The following is a 14,178-nucleotide window of genomic DNA, read 5'->3' on the forward strand; positions in this document are numbered from 1 at the left end:
GAGCGTCCCGGGCGGCGTTCCCACGCAAAGCGTGGGAACGATCAACTTTCCCCCTGTAGGAGCTGCCGAAGGCTGCGATCTTTGCTTTTGCTGTAACAGTCATTTATGAAAATCGAGCTGTTTCCCATCGCCCGGCAACCTTATCTTTGCCCGCACCAAACAGCACTCGCCAAGCGAGAAGGTTTTCCAGATGTCCAACAGTATGGGTATTGCCAGCGCTTTCGTTTTGTCCTCATTGATCCTGTCGCCGATGGCGATGGCTGAAGAATCGCAGTCGTTCGTGGCGCAAAATGTCGCTCGCGCTCAGGCATTCGATCAGCATCAGGCCGAAGTGATGGCCAAGGCGCAAGACGCCACACAAGCCCCGCAGGCAGCAACTTCCCAGGCTCAAGCATCCGAGAAAGACAGCTGAGTCGCGCTCCGCGCCAACGTTTCCCTCGACGCGGTTGTTTGGCTCTTCCCGTTCAACCGTCGTCATTCCAGGCCGCTGCCTTTCAGCGGCCTTTTTTCGTTGTGGTCTGAAAGCCGTTTGGTTCGTCTGTAACAACAAGAAACATCGAGCGCCTCAAAATATAGAGGCGCCAGTTGACCCAAGGAGCTCCATCGCACGTGCGTTACCCAGTCCGCTTCACCCCGCTGTTCATTGCAATTGCCGCAACGATTGCCCCCGCGGCCCACGCCGACGAACCCGCCAAAGAAGGCTTCGTCGAAGGTTCGAGCCTCAACCTCAACGCCCGTAACTACTACATGAATCGCAACCGCTTGCAGAAAGCGGACGACAACATCGAGTGGGGCCAGGGCTTTCTCGGCATCTTCAAGTCGGGTTACACCGAAGGCACGGTCGGCTTCGGTATCGATGCCCACGCCATGCTCGGGCTGAAACTCGACGGCGGTGGCGGCACGGACGGCTCAAGCATCTTGCCGGTCCGAGAGAATGGCGGCAAAGCACCGGGGGCTTTCTCAACAGCCGGTGGCACGCTGAAAATGCGCGCATTCGATACCGAATTGAAGGCCGGTGATCTGTTCCTCACCAATCCGGTGATTGCCGGCGGTGACAGTCGCATGCTGCCGCAGACTTTTCGCGGCGTCAGCCTGACCAATCACAGCTTCGACGGCTGGCTGATCGAAGGTGGCCAGGCCAGTTTCACCAAGCCGTACAACCAGAGCGGTCACAAACGTATCGGCACGTCCTACGGCACGCTGGCCGATGGCGACGAGAGCCAGCACCTGAACTGGGCCGGTGTCGCATGGAGCGGTGTCGAAGGCTTGACCAGCAGTCTTTATGCCTCCGAGCTCAAGGATATCTGGAACCAGTACTACTACGACCTCGACTACACCTGGCAGTTGAACGATCTGGTCAGCCTCAACCCGGGCCTGCACTTCTATCACACGCAAGATACCGGCGATGCGCTGATCGGCGACATCGACAACAACACCTATAGCCTGCATTTCACCGTGGGTGTCGGTAGCCACAGCGTCACCGCCGCGTATCAGCGGGTCAACGGCAATACGCCGTTCGACTACATCAGTCAGGGCGACAGCGTTTACCTCGACAACTCGCAGCAATACTCGGACTTCAACGGCCCGAACGAACGCTCGTGGAAGCTCAAGTACGCCTATGACTTTGCCGGTGTCGGCGTGCCGGGTCTGACCTCGGCGGTGTCGTACTCGCGCGGCACGGTGGACCTGACCAAGGTTGACCCGGACAGCAAGGGTTACGCCAACTGGTACAGCGCTGAAGGTCGCAACGCCAAGCATTGGGAACGCGATCTGGATCTCAAATATGTCGTGCAAAGCGGCCAGGCCAAAGATCTTGCGGTACGCCTGCAATGGGCGACCAACCGTAGCGGCAACGGCTATGGTGCGATTGATACAGACACCGATGAATACCGCGTAATCATCGACTACCCGATCAACGTCTTCTAAGATCAACGTAGGAGCTGCCGGAGGCTGCGATCTTTGATCTTGATTTTAAAAACAAGATCAAAGATCGCAGCCTCCGGCAGCTCCTACGCTTATAAGATCCTCCCAACCGACGCCCAATCATGATCGCGAGCCGTACCCCACCCGTTGCGGGCAAGACCGGACGCCCCGAACTGCTGCTGATCTGCGGCAGTTCACTGACCGTGATCGCGATTTTATGCATCGTCACTTTCCTGCTGATCCGCGAGCACGCCAACGCTCGGGAATCGGCCACCCGCAGCGCCACCACCATTGCTCAACTGATTGATGCCGACGTACTGCGCACCGTCGAACTGTACGACCTGACCCTGCAAGGCCTGATCGCCGCCGCCCAGCGCGATGACCTGCAAAACGTCTCGCCGCAGATACGCCATCTGGCGCTGTTCGACCGTTCCACCACGGCGCGCTTCAAGGGCGACATCCTCTTGCTCGACAAGCACGGAGACGTGGTCGCCGACTCTTCACGGGTCGAAGCGAAACCGGGCAATTTCGCCGACCGCGACTACTTCCTCGCCCACGCCTTCAACCGCGACATTGGCATGTTCATCAGCCGTCCGTTCAAGACCCGTTGCGATTGTGATGAAGCCAATCAATGGCGAATCAGTTTCAGCCGGCGGATTTCCTCGGACACCGGCGAATTCACCGGGGTGGCCGTGGCGTCGATGAAACTCGACTACTTCGATCAGTTGTTCAACAGCCTCGACATCGGCAAAGGCAGCACGCTGAACATCATCGATAACGACGGCGTGCTGCTGGCGCAGAAGCCTTATCTGCAAAGCGACTCCATCGGCAAGAGCTTCGGCAACCGGCCCAACGTCATACGAATCCTGCGCGACAAGGACGGCAACGGCAGTTTCACCAGTACTTCGAGCATGGATCAGCAGCAGCGCCTTTATACCTATTCACGGGTCGGCAATTTGCCGCTGACGGTGATGGTTGCGCTGTCCAGCGATGAGGTGTTCGCCACCTGGCGCCGTACAGCGATCCTGATCAGCGGCGCTACCGGCGTGTTGTGCATTGGTTTGCTGTGGCTGACCTGGCTGCTGGCTCGCGAGTTGCGTTTGCGCCAACGGGCCGAGCGCGAACTGGCGCAACTGGCCGCGACCGATGCGCTGACCGGTGTCGCCAATCGTCGGATGCTTGATCAATCGCTGCGCCACGAGTGGTTTCGCGCGCAGCGTTCGGGGCAGCCGATGTCAGTGATGATGATCGATGCCGACCACTTCAAGGCGTTCAATGACCGGCATGGGCATCAGTCCGGGGATCAGGCGCTGCGGGAGTTGGCCAAGGTCATTTCGGCGAATGTACGGCGACCGGCGGATCTGGTCGCGCGTTATGGTGGCGAAGAGTTTTCGGTGATTCTGGCCGAGACCGACAGCCATGGCGCGCAGCAGATTGCCGAGCATACTCGTGAGGCGGTTGAGCAGTTGCCGTGGGTTGCAGGGGCTGATCGACCGATGACGGTGAGTATTGGAATCGCGACGTGGACGCCGGCGAGTGAGATGACGCTGGAGCAGTTGTTGTTTGTGGCTGACAAAGCGTTGTATCAGGCCAAGGACAACGGGCGAAATCGTGTCGTCAGTTCTTAAGATCAAAAGATCGCAGCCTGCGGCAGCTCCTACGGGGGTATGTGATCCCATGTAGGAGCTGCCGCAGGCTGCGATCTTTTGCTTTGGAAAGGGCATAAAAAAAGGCCATCCTAGGATGGCCTTCAAAAAACTAGAGAGGTTTTTTACTTACACCGCCGCAACCGGGCGCATGTAAGAGATTGGTGCGGTGCTGGCGTCATCGAACGTCACCACTTCCCAAGCATCTGTTTGCTCAATCAACTTGCGCAACAGCTGGTTGTTCAGTGCATGACCGGACTTGAAGCCTTTGAACTCACCAATCAGGCTGTTACCCAGCAGGTACAGGTCGCCAATTGCATCGAGGATCTTGTGCTTCACGAATTCGTCTTCATAGCGAAGACCGTCTTCGTTCAGTACGCCATCGGCATCGACCACGATTGCGTTTTCAACGCTGCCGCCGAGTGCGAGGTTGTGCTTGCGCAGGTACTCGATATCACTCATGAAACCAAAGGTACGCGCGCGGCTGACTTCTTTTACGAACGAAGTGCTGGAAAAATCCACGCTTGCACTTTGGGTGCGGTCCCGGAATACCGGGTGATCGAAATCGATCTCGAAGCTCACCTTGAACCCTTCGAAAGGGACGAAAGTGGCGCGCTTGTCGCCATCTTCCACTGTCACTTCACGCAGGATGCGGATGAATTTCTTGGCGGCGTCCTGTTCTTCCAGGCCTGCCGATTGAATCAGGAATACGAAGGGTCCAGCGCTGCCATCCATGATCGGGACTTCGGACGCGGAGAGCTCGACGTAGGCGTTATCGATGCCCAGGCCAGCCATGGCCGAGAGCAAGTGCTCTACCGTGTCCACTTTCACGTCGCCGTTAATCAGCGTCGTCGACATAGTGGTTTCACCGACGTTTTCCGCGCGGGCAGGGATCTGCACCACAGGGTCGAGGTCAGCGCGACAAAACACAATGCCAGTGTCGACAGGCGCAGGCTTGAGGGTCAGATAGACCTTCTCACCGGAGTGCAGGCCTACACCTGTGGCACGGATAATATTTTTCAGTGTGCGTTGTTTAATCATGGCTTGGGCCGCTTCAGCGCAAATTGCGAACTGGTATCAACAAAGGCTGGCGATGATAGCAGACCATGCCTTTGCTGAACACCAATCACCTTCATAGCCCTGATACATTCCATCAATCGGCCTGACGACGCAGGAATGCCGGGATGTCCAGGTAGTCCAGATCATCTTGCGGATTCATCTTCGCGGCAGCCGCAGCACCGGCCTGAGCCTGGTTGCGCATGACGGTCGGACGGTCCAGATCACGGTAGTTCACCGCTGGCGCTTCCTGACGGGCCGGAGCCGATTGTTGTACCTGGGAGGCCGCCATGGAGGTGTGAACGGTGTTGTCGATGACCTTTACAGGCTTCTCGATTTTCGCGCCCAGACCGGTGGCAACCACGGTGACGTGCAGTTCGTCGCGCATGTCCGGATCGATAACGGTACCGACCTTGACCATGGCGTGCTCGGAAGCGAAGGCTTCGATGATGCTACCCACGTCGGAGTACTCACCCAGGGACAGGTCAGGACCGGCGGTGATGTTCACCAGGATGCCGCGTGCGCCTTGCAGGTTCACGTCTTCCAGCAACGGGTTGCGGATGGCCGCTTCAGTGGCTTCACGTGCACGGTTCGGACCGCTGGCGCAGCCAGTGCCCATCATCGCCATGCCCATTTCGCTCATCACGGTACGTACGTCGGCGAAGTCGACGTTGATCATGCCCGGACGCTTGATGATGTCGGAGATACCGCGAACGGCACCGGCCAGTACATCGTCAGCCTTGGCGAAAGCCGACAAGAGGCTTGCGTCTTTACCGAGGATGGTCAGCAGCTTCTCGTTGGGAATGGTGATCAACGAGTCGACGCTTTCGGAGAGCATGCGAATGCCTTCGTCGGCGATCTGCATACGCTTGCGGCCTTCGAACGGGAACGGACGCGTTACCACGGCAACGGTCAGAATGCCCATTTCCTTGGCCACTTCGGCGATGATCGGCGCAGCACCGGTACCGGTGCCGCCGCCCATGCCAGTGGTGATGAACACCATGTTGGTGCCCTGCAGGACTTCGGCAATGCGCTCACGGTCTTCGAGAGCGGCCTGACGACCTACTTCAGGGTTGGCGCCGGCGCCCAGACCTTTGGTCACACCGGTACCCAGTTGCAGAATGGTGCGCGCGCCGATGTTTTTCAGCGCTTGAGCATCGGTGTTGGCGCAGATGAATTCAACGCCTTCGATGTTGCTCTTGACCATGTGGTTGACAGCGTTGCCGCCGCCACCGCCGACACCGATAACTTTGATTACCGGGCTTGCGGGGATGTTGTCTACGAGTTCGAACATTTTCCCTCTCCTTACATTCTCTAGTTTTTTCGCCTACTGCATTTTTGTTGCGGTGTTGCGGTAAAGCGTTAGAAGTTGCCTTGAACCCACTTCTTCAATCGGTCCAGCAACGGAGCCTGTGGCTCTTCGTTGCTGTAGCTGTCGCGGCTGCCGATGCCCGAGAACGAGATCCCGTCGGACTGCTTTTGCAGGCCGTACATCAACAAGCCAACGCCAGTGGAATAAATCGGGTTGCGCACCACGTCATCCAGACCTTTGACGCCGTGCGGCACGCCCAGACGAACCGGCATGTGGAAGATTTCTTCGGCCAGTTCAGTAGCGCCTTCCATCTTCGAAGTACCACCGGTGAGGACGATGCCGGCCGGGATCAGGTCTTCGTAGCCGCTGCGACGCAGCTCGGCCTGAATCAGCGTGAACAGTTCGTCGTAACGCGGTTCGACCACTTCGGCCAGGGCCTGGCGCGACAGTTCGCGCGGTGGACGGTCGCCGACGCTTGGCACCTTGATGGTTTCACCGGCACCGGCCAGCTTGGCTAGGGCGCAGGCGTAGCGGATCTTGATTTCTTCGGCGTACTGGGTCGGGGTGCGCAACGCCATGGCGATGTCGTTGGTCACCTGATCACCGGCAATCGGGATCACCGCGGTGTGACGGATCGCGCCTTCGGTGAAGATCGCGATGTCGGTAGTACCGCCGCCGATGTCGACCAGGCACACGCCCAGCTCTTTCTCGTCGTCGGTCAGCACCGAGTAGGCCGAGGCCAGTTGCTCGAGAATGATGTCGTCGATTTCCAGACCGCAGCGGCGCACGCATTTTTCAATGTTCTGCGCGGCGTTGACGGCGCAGGTGACCACGTGAACCTTGGCTTCCAGACGTACGCCGGACATGCCCAGAGGTTCGCGAACACCTTCCTGGTTATCGATCACGTAGTCCTGCGGCAGGGTATGCAGCACGCGCTGGTCAGCCGGGATCGCCACGGCCTGGGCGGCGTCGAGCACGCGCTCAAGGTCGGCCGAGCTGACTTCGCGATCACGGATCGCAACGATGCCGTGGGAGTTCAGGCTGCGGATGTGATTGCCCGCCACGCCGACGAACGCCGAGTGAATGCGGCAGCCCGCCATCAATTGGGCTTCTTCGATCGCGCGCTGGATCGATTGCACGGTGGATTCGATGTTGACCACCACGCCCTTCTTCAGGCCACGGGACGGATGGGTACCGATCCCGACGATTTCCAGCGTGCCGTCGTCGGAGACCTCGCCGACCAGCGCCACCACTTTGGAGGTGCCGATATCGAGACCGACGATCATTTTGCCGCTTTGCACGTTTGCCATGGGTCCTGCCTCTTCTTAATTCTTTGCGACAGCGGGTTGGGCTGTCGTCGGCGCTACAGGTTCCCGCCAGCCAACAGCGAGGCCGTTGGCGTAGCGCAGATCGATGCGCGCAATGTTCGTAATCTGGTCTTTAAGCGTCTTGTCATAGATGGCAATGAAGCGGCGCATCTTTTCCACCAGGTTGCCGCGTCCCAGCAGCAACTCGATGCCGGGGCCGGAGCTGCCGGCACCGGTGGTCAGGAACCAGCTGCCGCGTTCACGCAATTCCAGGCGCGCAATCGAGAAGCCCAACGGCCGCAGCATCTGGCTCAGCACCTGATACTGCTGCATCACTTGCTGCTGGGCCCGTTGTGGACCGAACAGCTGTGGCAGGTGTTCGTAGTTCGCCAATTCCTTGGGCGTAAACGCCTGGCCCTGGTTGTTGAGCAACGACTCGTCGCCCCAACGCGCCACCGGCAGTTGCTCTTCGAGGCGGATCACCACCTGGTCCGGCCACACCCGACGTACTTCGGCGTGGGCGATCCATGGCATCTGCTCAAGCTCGGTGCGCATGCCGGCAAGGTCGATGGTGAAGAAACTCGACGCTACGTACGGAGCGATCCGTTGCTGCACTGCTTGCTGGCTGATGTAGCTCAGGTCACCCTGCACGGCGATCTTGGTGATCGGCCGGTCGGCGTACGGCAGCAAACGCGTTGCACCTTCGTACGTACCAAAGCCCAGCACGACCAGCAGCACCGGCCAGAACAAGCTTTTCAGAAAGCTGAAATTGGCTTTCGGCAGGCGCGCGGACATCGGCTCTTTCGCCACCATACGGCTGGCACCCCGTGGCACCGGCTTGCGGCCGGGTGCGGGAGGCTGATGTCGGAGCTGAGCGCCTTGCATGGTCTTAACCTCGCGCCTCTTGGGTTACCGCGCCTTCAACACTGGCGGCCAGAATGGCCAACACCAGTTGCTGGAAATCCAGACCGGCAGCGCGCGCCGCCATCGGTACCAGGCTGTGATCGGTCATGCCCGGTGCCGTATTCACTTCGAGAAACCAGAACTGCCCGTCGGCGTCCTGCATCACGTCCGCCCTGCCCCAACCGGCAATACCCAGCGCCTCACTGGCCTTGGCCGTGAGATCCATGAGTTCCTTTTCTTTGGCGGCATCCAGCCCGCACGGAATGCGGTACTGGGTATCGTTGGCGATGTACTTGGCGTCGTAGTCGTAGAACGTGTGCGGTGTACCCAGGGCGATAGGAGGCAACACCTGGTCACGCAGGGTGGCGATGGTGAACTCCGGACCTTGAATCCATTGCTCAACCAAGACTTGCGAATCGTAGGTACTGGCCGCTTTCCATGCGTCGATCAACTCGGACGCAGAACTCACTTTGGCCATCCCGATACTTGAACCTTCATGCGCCGGTTTGACGATCAAAGGGAAGCCCAGTTCCGTCGCCGCCGAAATACAATCGGCTTCGCTGCACAGCACGGCGTGACGCGGCGTCGGAATCCCGAGGCTGTGCCAGACCTGCTTGGTGCGCAGCTTGTCCATCGCCAATGCCGAGGCGAGGATGCCGCTGCCGGTGTACGGAATGCCCGCCACTTCGAGCAGGCCCTGCATGGAGCCGTCTTCACCGCCACGACCGTGGAGAATGATGAAGGCGCGGTCGATCTTTTCGCTGAGCAGACGTTGCAAAATGTCGTCGCCAACGTCGATGCCGAACGCGTCCACGCCAGCGCTTTGCAGTGCGTCGAGCACGGCGTTACCGGATTTCAGCGAAACCTCACGCTCGGCACTCAGACCGCCAAAGAGCACGGCGACGCGGCCGAAGTCTTTCGGCGCGATAGTGGAAAACAGCTTGGCGTAGGCAGCAGTCATTTCAACTTCCCCTCGACCGACGCCGCCACGGCGCCAGCGAACAATTCACTTTTCAACAGCTTCGGCGCGAGACCGCCGATATCACCGGCGCCCTGGCACAGCAGGATGTCGCCGGCACGCAGCAGCGGCTTGACCAGCGGCGCCAGATCGACGCCACGCTCGATGTAGATCGGGTCGAGCTGACCGCGCTGGCGGATGCTGTTGCACAACTTGCGGCTGTCAGCACCGGGGATCGGCTCTTCGCCGGCCGGATAGACTTCCATCAGCAGCAGCACGTTGGCATCGGCCAATACATTGACGAAGTCGTCGTACAGATCGCGGGTGCGGCTGTAACGGTGCGGCTGGTAGACCATCACCAGACGGCGCTCCGGCCAACCACCGCGCACGGCTTTGATCACTGCGGCGACTTCGGTCGGGTGGTGACCATAGTCGTCGACCAGCATCACGTGGCCGCCGTCTACCGGCAGTTCGCCGTAGACCTGGAAGCGCCGGCCGACACCCTGGAAACCCGACAGGCCCTGAACGATGGCTTCATCGCTGACGCCCTCGTCGGTGGCGATGCAAATGGTCGCCAGCGAGTTGAGCACGTTGTGGTTGCCCGGCATGTTCACGGAAACATCCAGCGGCTCGCGGTCAGGACGCAGCACGGTGAAGAAGGTCTGCATGCCTTGCTGGCGAACATTGATCGCGCGCACGTCAGCGTCTTCGCTGAAGCCGTAGGTCACGGTCGGACGTTTCACCAGCGGCAGGATTTCGCGCACCACCGGATCGTCCAGGCACATCACCGCCAAACCGTAGAACGGCAGGTTGTGCAGGAACTCGACGAAGGTTTTCTTCAGTTTGTTGAAGTCACCGTCGTAGGTCGCCATGTGGTCGGCGTCGATGTTGGTGACCACGGCCACCAGCGGTTGCAGGTGCAGGAAGCTCGCATCGCTTTCATCGGCTTCGGCGATCAGGTAACGGCTGGTGCCGAGCTGGGCATTGGTGCCTGCGGCATTCAGACGGCCACCGATGACGAATGTCGGATCCAGGCCACCGGCGGCGAACACCGAAGCGATCAGGCTGGTGGTGGTGGTTTTGCCGTGCGTACCGGCGACGGCGATGCCGTGGCGATAGCGCATCAGCTCGGCGAGCATTTCAGCACGCGGTACCACCGGGATACGACGCTCAAGCGCGGTCGCGACTTCCGGGTTGGAGGTGTTCACAGCACTCGACACCACCAATACATCGGCGGTCGCGGCGTTCTCGGCACGGTGGCCGATGAAGATGTGCGCACCGAACGATTCAAGACGCTCGGTCACCGGCGAAGCTTTCAGGTCGGAACCGGACACTTCATAGCCCAGGTTCAACAACACTTCGGCAATACCGCACATGCCCACGCCGCCGATACCGACGAAGTGGATGCGACGGATGCGGCGCATTTCCGGTTGCGGCATGGCTTTCTGATTCTCAACCATGGGCCACCTCCAGACAGGTATCGACCACGCTACGGGTGGCATCGGGTTTCGCCAGACGGCGGGCCGCTTGGGCCATTTCTTCGAGTCGTTGCGGTTGCATCAAGACCTCTGTCAGGCGCGCGGCAAGGTCCGCGGCACCAGTCGTTCTTTGCGGCATCAGGAAGGCAGCGCCTTCGCGGGCCAAATAATCGGCGTTGCGGGTCTGGTGATCGTCGATCGCGTGGGGCAAAGGCACCAGCATCGAGGGCAGACCGGCAGCAGCCAGCTCACTGATGGTCAACGCGCCTGCGCGGCACACCACCAGGTCAGCCCAGCCATAGGCCTGGGCCATGTCTTTGATGAACGGCTGCACCTGCGCATCGACGCCGGCGGCGCGGTAGCGCTCTGCAGTCACTTCATCGTGGTTTTTGCCGGCCTGATGAAACACTTCCGGGCGCAAATCGGCAGCGACTTGGGCCAGGGCTTCAGGCAGCAATTTGTTCAACGGTTCTGCGCCCAGGCTTCCGCCAAGGATCAGCAAACGCGCTTTGCGACCGGCCAGGGCAGGTCGCGGTGTTTCGAGGAACAGCTCGCTGCGCACCGGGTTTCCGGTGGTACGGCGGGTGTCCGACAGAGTAAAGGTGTCGGGGAACGCTTCACACACTCGGGCGGCGAACGGCACCAGCAACCGATTGGCGGTGCCGGCCACGGCGTTCTGCTCGTGAACGATCACCGGCACGCCGGCCAGTTTCGCGGCGAGGCCACCGGGGCCAGTCACATAACCACCGAAGCCAACCGCGCACACTGGCTTCAAGCGACGAATGATCGCCCGCGCCTGCCAGACCGATTTCAGCAACATGAACGGCGCCTTGAGCAGCGACAGCTTGCCCTTGCCGCGCAGGCCGGTAGCGTTGATGCGGTGCAGTTCCAGCCCAGCGGCCGGGACCAGTTCGTTCTCGATTCCGCGTGGCGTGCCGAGCCAGTGCACGCTGTAGCCGCGGGCCTGAAACTCGCGAGCACAAGCCAGCGCCGGGAACACGTGGCCGCCGGTGCCGCCGGCCATGATCAATACGTTAGCGCCCATGATTCGGCTCCTCAGCGAAGTCGCTCTCATGGAATTCCATCTCTTCACTGCCCAGGTGGGTTCGACTCTCCCACTCGATCCTCAATAACAAGCCGAGGCAGGCACAGCAGATCACCAACGAACTGCCACCGTAACTGAGGAACGGCAAGGTCAGTCCCTTGGTTGGCAGCAGGCCGACGTTCACGCCGATGTTGATCAGGAACTGACCAATCCACAGGAACGACAGACCGTAAGCCACGTACGCAGCGAAGAACTGCTTGGCTTTCTCCGCCCACAGGCCGATGTACATGCCGCGAATACACACGAACACGAACAGCGCGACGGTGCACAGCGAACCGACTGCGCCGAGTTCTTCAGCCAGTACCGAGAACACGAAGTCGGTGTGCGCTTCCGGCAGGTAGAACTGCTTCTGCACGCTGTTGCCCAGGCCCACGCCCAGCCATTCACCGCGACCGAAGGCGATCAAGGCTTGCGACAGCTGATAGCCGGCGCCGAACTGGTCAGCCCACGGGTCAGCGAAGTTGGTCAGACGCGCCATTCGATACGGCTGCATCTGAATCAACAGCACCACGGCGCCGACCGCCAACACCACCATCAGCGAGAAACGGAACAGCCCGACCCCGCCAAGGAACAGCATCGCCGCCGCAGCCCCCATCATTACGACGGTGGCACCGAAGTCCGGCTCCATCAGCAACAGACCGGCCATCGGCAGCAGCACGATGAACGGCTTGAAGAAACCCATCCAGCTCTCGCGCACTTCTTTCTGGCGACGCACCAGATAACCGGCGAGGTAGATCACCACGAACACCTTGGCGATTTCCGAAGGCTGCACGTTGAAGAAGCTGAAACCGATCCAGCGCATCGAACCGTTCACTTCGCGCCCGATGCCGGGGATGATCACCATCACCAGCAAACCGAACGCACCGATCAGCATCAACCAGCCGAGGCGCTGCCAGGTAGCGATCGGAATCATCATGGTGACGATGCACGCGCCCAGGCCCAGCACCACATAAATAAGGTGGCGAATCATGTAATACAGCGGACTGCCCGACTGCGCGGCTGCCACTTCAGTGGACGCCGAGGCGATCATGATCAAACCGAGACCGAGCAGCGCCAGGCAACCGGCGAGCATCGGGAAATCGAGATCGATGCCGCGCCCGGTGATGATCGGCGACGGATACGGTTTGATGATATTGCGCAGGCTCATGCCAGTTCCTCCACAGCGCGGACGAACTGGTGACCACGGTCTTCGTAATTTTTGAACATGTCGAAACTGGCGCAGGCCGGCGACAGCAGCACCACGTCACCCGGTTGGGCGGCGGCGCGGCATTGCGCGACGGCGTCGACCAGCGAGGTCGCGCGAATCAATGGCACGGCATCGCCAAGCGCTTCGCCGATCTTGTCGGAGTCACGGCCCATCAGGATCACGGCGCGGCAGTTCGCCGCCACCGGATCACGCAGATCATTGAACTCGGCACCCTTGCCATCGCCACCGGCGATCAGGATGACCTTGCCGTCGATGTCCGCACCGAGGCCTTCGATGGCCGCCAGTGCAGCGCCAACGTTGGTCGCTTTCGAATCGTTGTAGTAAGCCACGCCGTCGAGATCAAGTACCCACTGGCAGCGATGTTCGAGGCCGGCGAAGGTACGCAGTGCCGCGAGCATGGCGTCGAACGGCAGGCCGACGGCATGACCGAGCGCCAGCGCCGCGAGGGCGTTGGACTGATTGTGTGCGCCGCGAATCTTCAATTCACGCACTGGCATCAGGTTCTGGAATTCGAAAGCGAGGTATTTCTCGCCGTCTTCTTCGCGAATACCGAAGGCCTTGAAATCCGGTTTGGTCAGGCCGAAGGTCCAGCACGGCTGGCCCTCGCCCATCAGCGGACGGCTCAGCGCGTCCTGACGGTTGACCACGAACTGCTTCGCACCACGGAAGATCCGGTGCTTGGCCAAGTGGTACGCCGGCAGACCGCTGTAGCGATCCATATGGTCTTCGCTGATGTTCAGCACGGTGGCCACTTCGGCGTTGAGCTGGTCGGTGGTTTCCAGCTGGAAGCTCGACAACTCCATCACGTACAGCTCGACGTCGTCGCTGAGCAGATCCAGCGCCGGGGTGCCGAGATTGCCGCCGACAGCGACACGTTTGCCGGCCGCAGCCGCCATCTCGCCGACCAGGGTAGTGACGGTGCTTTTCGCGTTGGAACCGCTGATGGCCACGATCGGCGCCTGCGCGTTACGCGCGAACAGCTCGATGTCGCCGGACAGTTTCACGCCACGGGCCGCAGCGGCTTGCAGGGCCGGGGTCGCCAGCGCCAGGCCGGGGCTCACGTAGAGCTCGTCGGCACGGCAGAGGAATTCGACGTCCAGCTCGCCACAACGCACTTCCACGTGCGGATAGTCACGCTTGAGCGTGGCCAGTTCCGGTGGATTTTCCCGCGTGTCCGCCACGGCAAACGACGTGCCCCGGTTCGCCAGGAAGCGAACCAGGGACATGCCGCTCTTGCCGAGGCCGACAACGATGCGGAAGTGGTCAGAAGCGATCAGAGACAC

At 60.5% G+C, this 14,178-nt stretch carries 12 protein-coding genes; 3 read left to right on the top strand and 9 right to left on the bottom strand.

The features are described 5' to 3' along the window. Positions 1-190: 190 nt before the first annotated feature. The 3 genes from QOL84_RS28700 (at position 191) to QOL84_RS28710 (ending at position 3,551) form a co-directional block, all read left to right on the top strand. Positions 191-412 carry a hypothetical protein gene (locus tag QOL84_RS28700; protein ID WP_129395425.1) on the top strand — a complete coding sequence of 74 codons (222 nt, stop codon included), beginning with the start codon at positions 191-193 and terminating at the stop codon, positions 410-412. A gap of 197 nt (positions 413-609) precedes the next feature. Next, entirely contained in the window at positions 610-1,926 is a 1,317-nt protein-coding gene (locus QOL84_RS28705; protein ID WP_283439403.1) for an OprD family porin, read from the top strand. A 119-nt stretch (positions 1,927-2,045) separates the two neighbouring features. Further along, the gene (locus QOL84_RS28710; RefSeq protein WP_283439404.1) at positions 2,046-3,551 is read left to right on the top strand and encodes a sensor domain-containing diguanylate cyclase; all 1,506 of its coding nucleotides are present in this window, start codon (positions 2,046-2,048) and stop codon (positions 3,549-3,551) included. Between the two features lie 147 nt (positions 3,552-3,698). On the opposite strand, the gene lpxC is transcribed toward QOL84_RS28710, so the two are convergent. The 9 genes from lpxC to murD all read right to left on the bottom strand — a co-directional run bounded on the left by lpxC (position 3,699) and on the right by murD (position 14,178). Then, the gene (gene lpxC / locus QOL84_RS28715; protein ID WP_008082763.1) at positions 3,699-4,610 is read right to left on the bottom strand and encodes a UDP-3-O-acyl-N-acetylglucosamine deacetylase; all 912 of its coding nucleotides are present in this window, start codon (positions 4,608-4,610) and stop codon (positions 3,699-3,701) included. Positions 4,611-4,722: 112 nt separating this feature from the next. Then, complete coding sequence (gene ftsZ / locus QOL84_RS28720) at positions 4,723-5,919, bottom strand: cell division protein FtsZ (RefSeq protein WP_129395428.1); 1,197 nt, start codon at positions 5,917-5,919, stop codon at positions 4,723-4,725. Between the two features lie 68 nt (positions 5,920-5,987). Next, positions 5,988-7,247, bottom strand: a complete 1,260-nt coding sequence (gene ftsA, locus QOL84_RS28725; RefSeq protein WP_053123630.1) for a cell division protein FtsA — start codon at positions 7,245-7,247, stop codon at positions 5,988-5,990. Positions 7,248-7,262: 15 nt separating this feature from the next. Continuing rightward, positions 7,263-8,129, bottom strand: a complete 867-nt coding sequence (locus QOL84_RS28730) for a cell division protein FtsQ/DivIB (protein ID WP_007916989.1) — start codon at positions 8,127-8,129, stop codon at positions 7,263-7,265. 4 nt (positions 8,130-8,133) lie between these two features. Continuing rightward, complete coding sequence (locus tag QOL84_RS28735) at positions 8,134-9,108, bottom strand: D-alanine--D-alanine ligase (protein ID WP_129395429.1); 975 nt, start codon at positions 9,106-9,108, stop codon at positions 8,134-8,136. Beyond that, positions 9,105-10,565, bottom strand: coding sequence for a UDP-N-acetylmuramate--L-alanine ligase (gene murC, locus QOL84_RS28740; RefSeq protein WP_129395430.1), 1,461 nt, complete (start codon positions 10,563-10,565; stop codon positions 9,105-9,107). Before murC ends, QOL84_RS28735 begins: the two co-directional genes overlap by 4 nt. Next, the gene (gene murG / locus QOL84_RS28745; RefSeq protein WP_129395431.1) at positions 10,558-11,628 is read right to left on the bottom strand and encodes an undecaprenyldiphospho-muramoylpentapeptide beta-N-acetylglucosaminyltransferase; all 1,071 of its coding nucleotides are present in this window, start codon (positions 11,626-11,628) and stop codon (positions 10,558-10,560) included. The genes murC and murG overlap by 8 nt, the downstream gene beginning before the upstream one ends. Then, positions 11,618-12,835, bottom strand: a complete 1,218-nt coding sequence (gene ftsW, locus QOL84_RS28750; protein WP_007916996.1) for a putative lipid II flippase FtsW — start codon at positions 12,833-12,835, stop codon at positions 11,618-11,620. Before ftsW ends, murG begins: the two co-directional genes overlap by 11 nt. Next, complete coding sequence (gene murD / locus QOL84_RS28755; protein ID WP_283439405.1) at positions 12,832-14,178, bottom strand: UDP-N-acetylmuramoyl-L-alanine--D-glutamate ligase; 1,347 nt, start codon at positions 14,176-14,178, stop codon at positions 12,832-12,834. Before murD ends, ftsW begins: the two co-directional genes overlap by 4 nt.

The organism is Pseudomonas helmanticensis (assembly GCF_900182985.1).
GTDB lineage: Bacteria > Pseudomonadota > Gammaproteobacteria > Pseudomonadales > Pseudomonadaceae > Aquipseudomonas > Aquipseudomonas helmanticensis.

What these genes read in the sequence shown, in the direction of transcription:
- QOL84_RS28700 (WP_129395425.1), top strand. Translation starts at nt 191, where the DNA reads ATGTCCAACAGTATGGGTATTGCCAGCGCTTTCGTTTTGTCCTCATTG.
- QOL84_RS28710 (WP_283439404.1), top strand. Translation starts at nt 2,046, where the DNA reads ATGATCGCGAGCCGTACCCCACCCGTTGCGGGCAAGACCGGACGCCCC.
- lpxC (WP_008082763.1), bottom strand. Translation starts at nt 4,610, where the DNA reads ATGATTAAACAACGCACACTGAAAAATATTATCCGTGCCACAGGTGTA.
- ftsZ (WP_129395428.1), bottom strand. Translation starts at nt 5,919, where the DNA reads ATGTTCGAACTCGTAGACAACATCCCCGCAAGCCCGGTAATCAAAGTT.
- ftsA (WP_053123630.1), bottom strand. Translation starts at nt 7,247, where the DNA reads ATGGCAAACGTGCAAAGCGGCAAAATGATCGTCGGTCTCGATATCGGC.
- QOL84_RS28730 (WP_007916989.1), bottom strand. Translation starts at nt 8,129, where the DNA reads ATGCAAGGCGCTCAGCTCCGACATCAGCCTCCCGCACCCGGCCGCAAG.
- QOL84_RS28735 (WP_129395429.1), bottom strand. Translation starts at nt 9,108, where the DNA reads ATGACTGCTGCCTACGCCAAGCTGTTTTCCACTATCGCGCCGAAAGAC.
- murC (WP_129395430.1), bottom strand. Translation starts at nt 10,565, where the DNA reads ATGGTTGAGAATCAGAAAGCCATGCCGCAACCGGAAATGCGCCGCATC.
- murG (WP_129395431.1), bottom strand. Translation starts at nt 11,628, where the DNA reads ATGGGCGCTAACGTATTGATCATGGCCGGCGGCACCGGCGGCCACGTG.
- ftsW (WP_007916996.1), bottom strand. Translation starts at nt 12,835, where the DNA reads ATGAGCCTGCGCAATATCATCAAACCGTATCCGTCGCCGATCATCACC.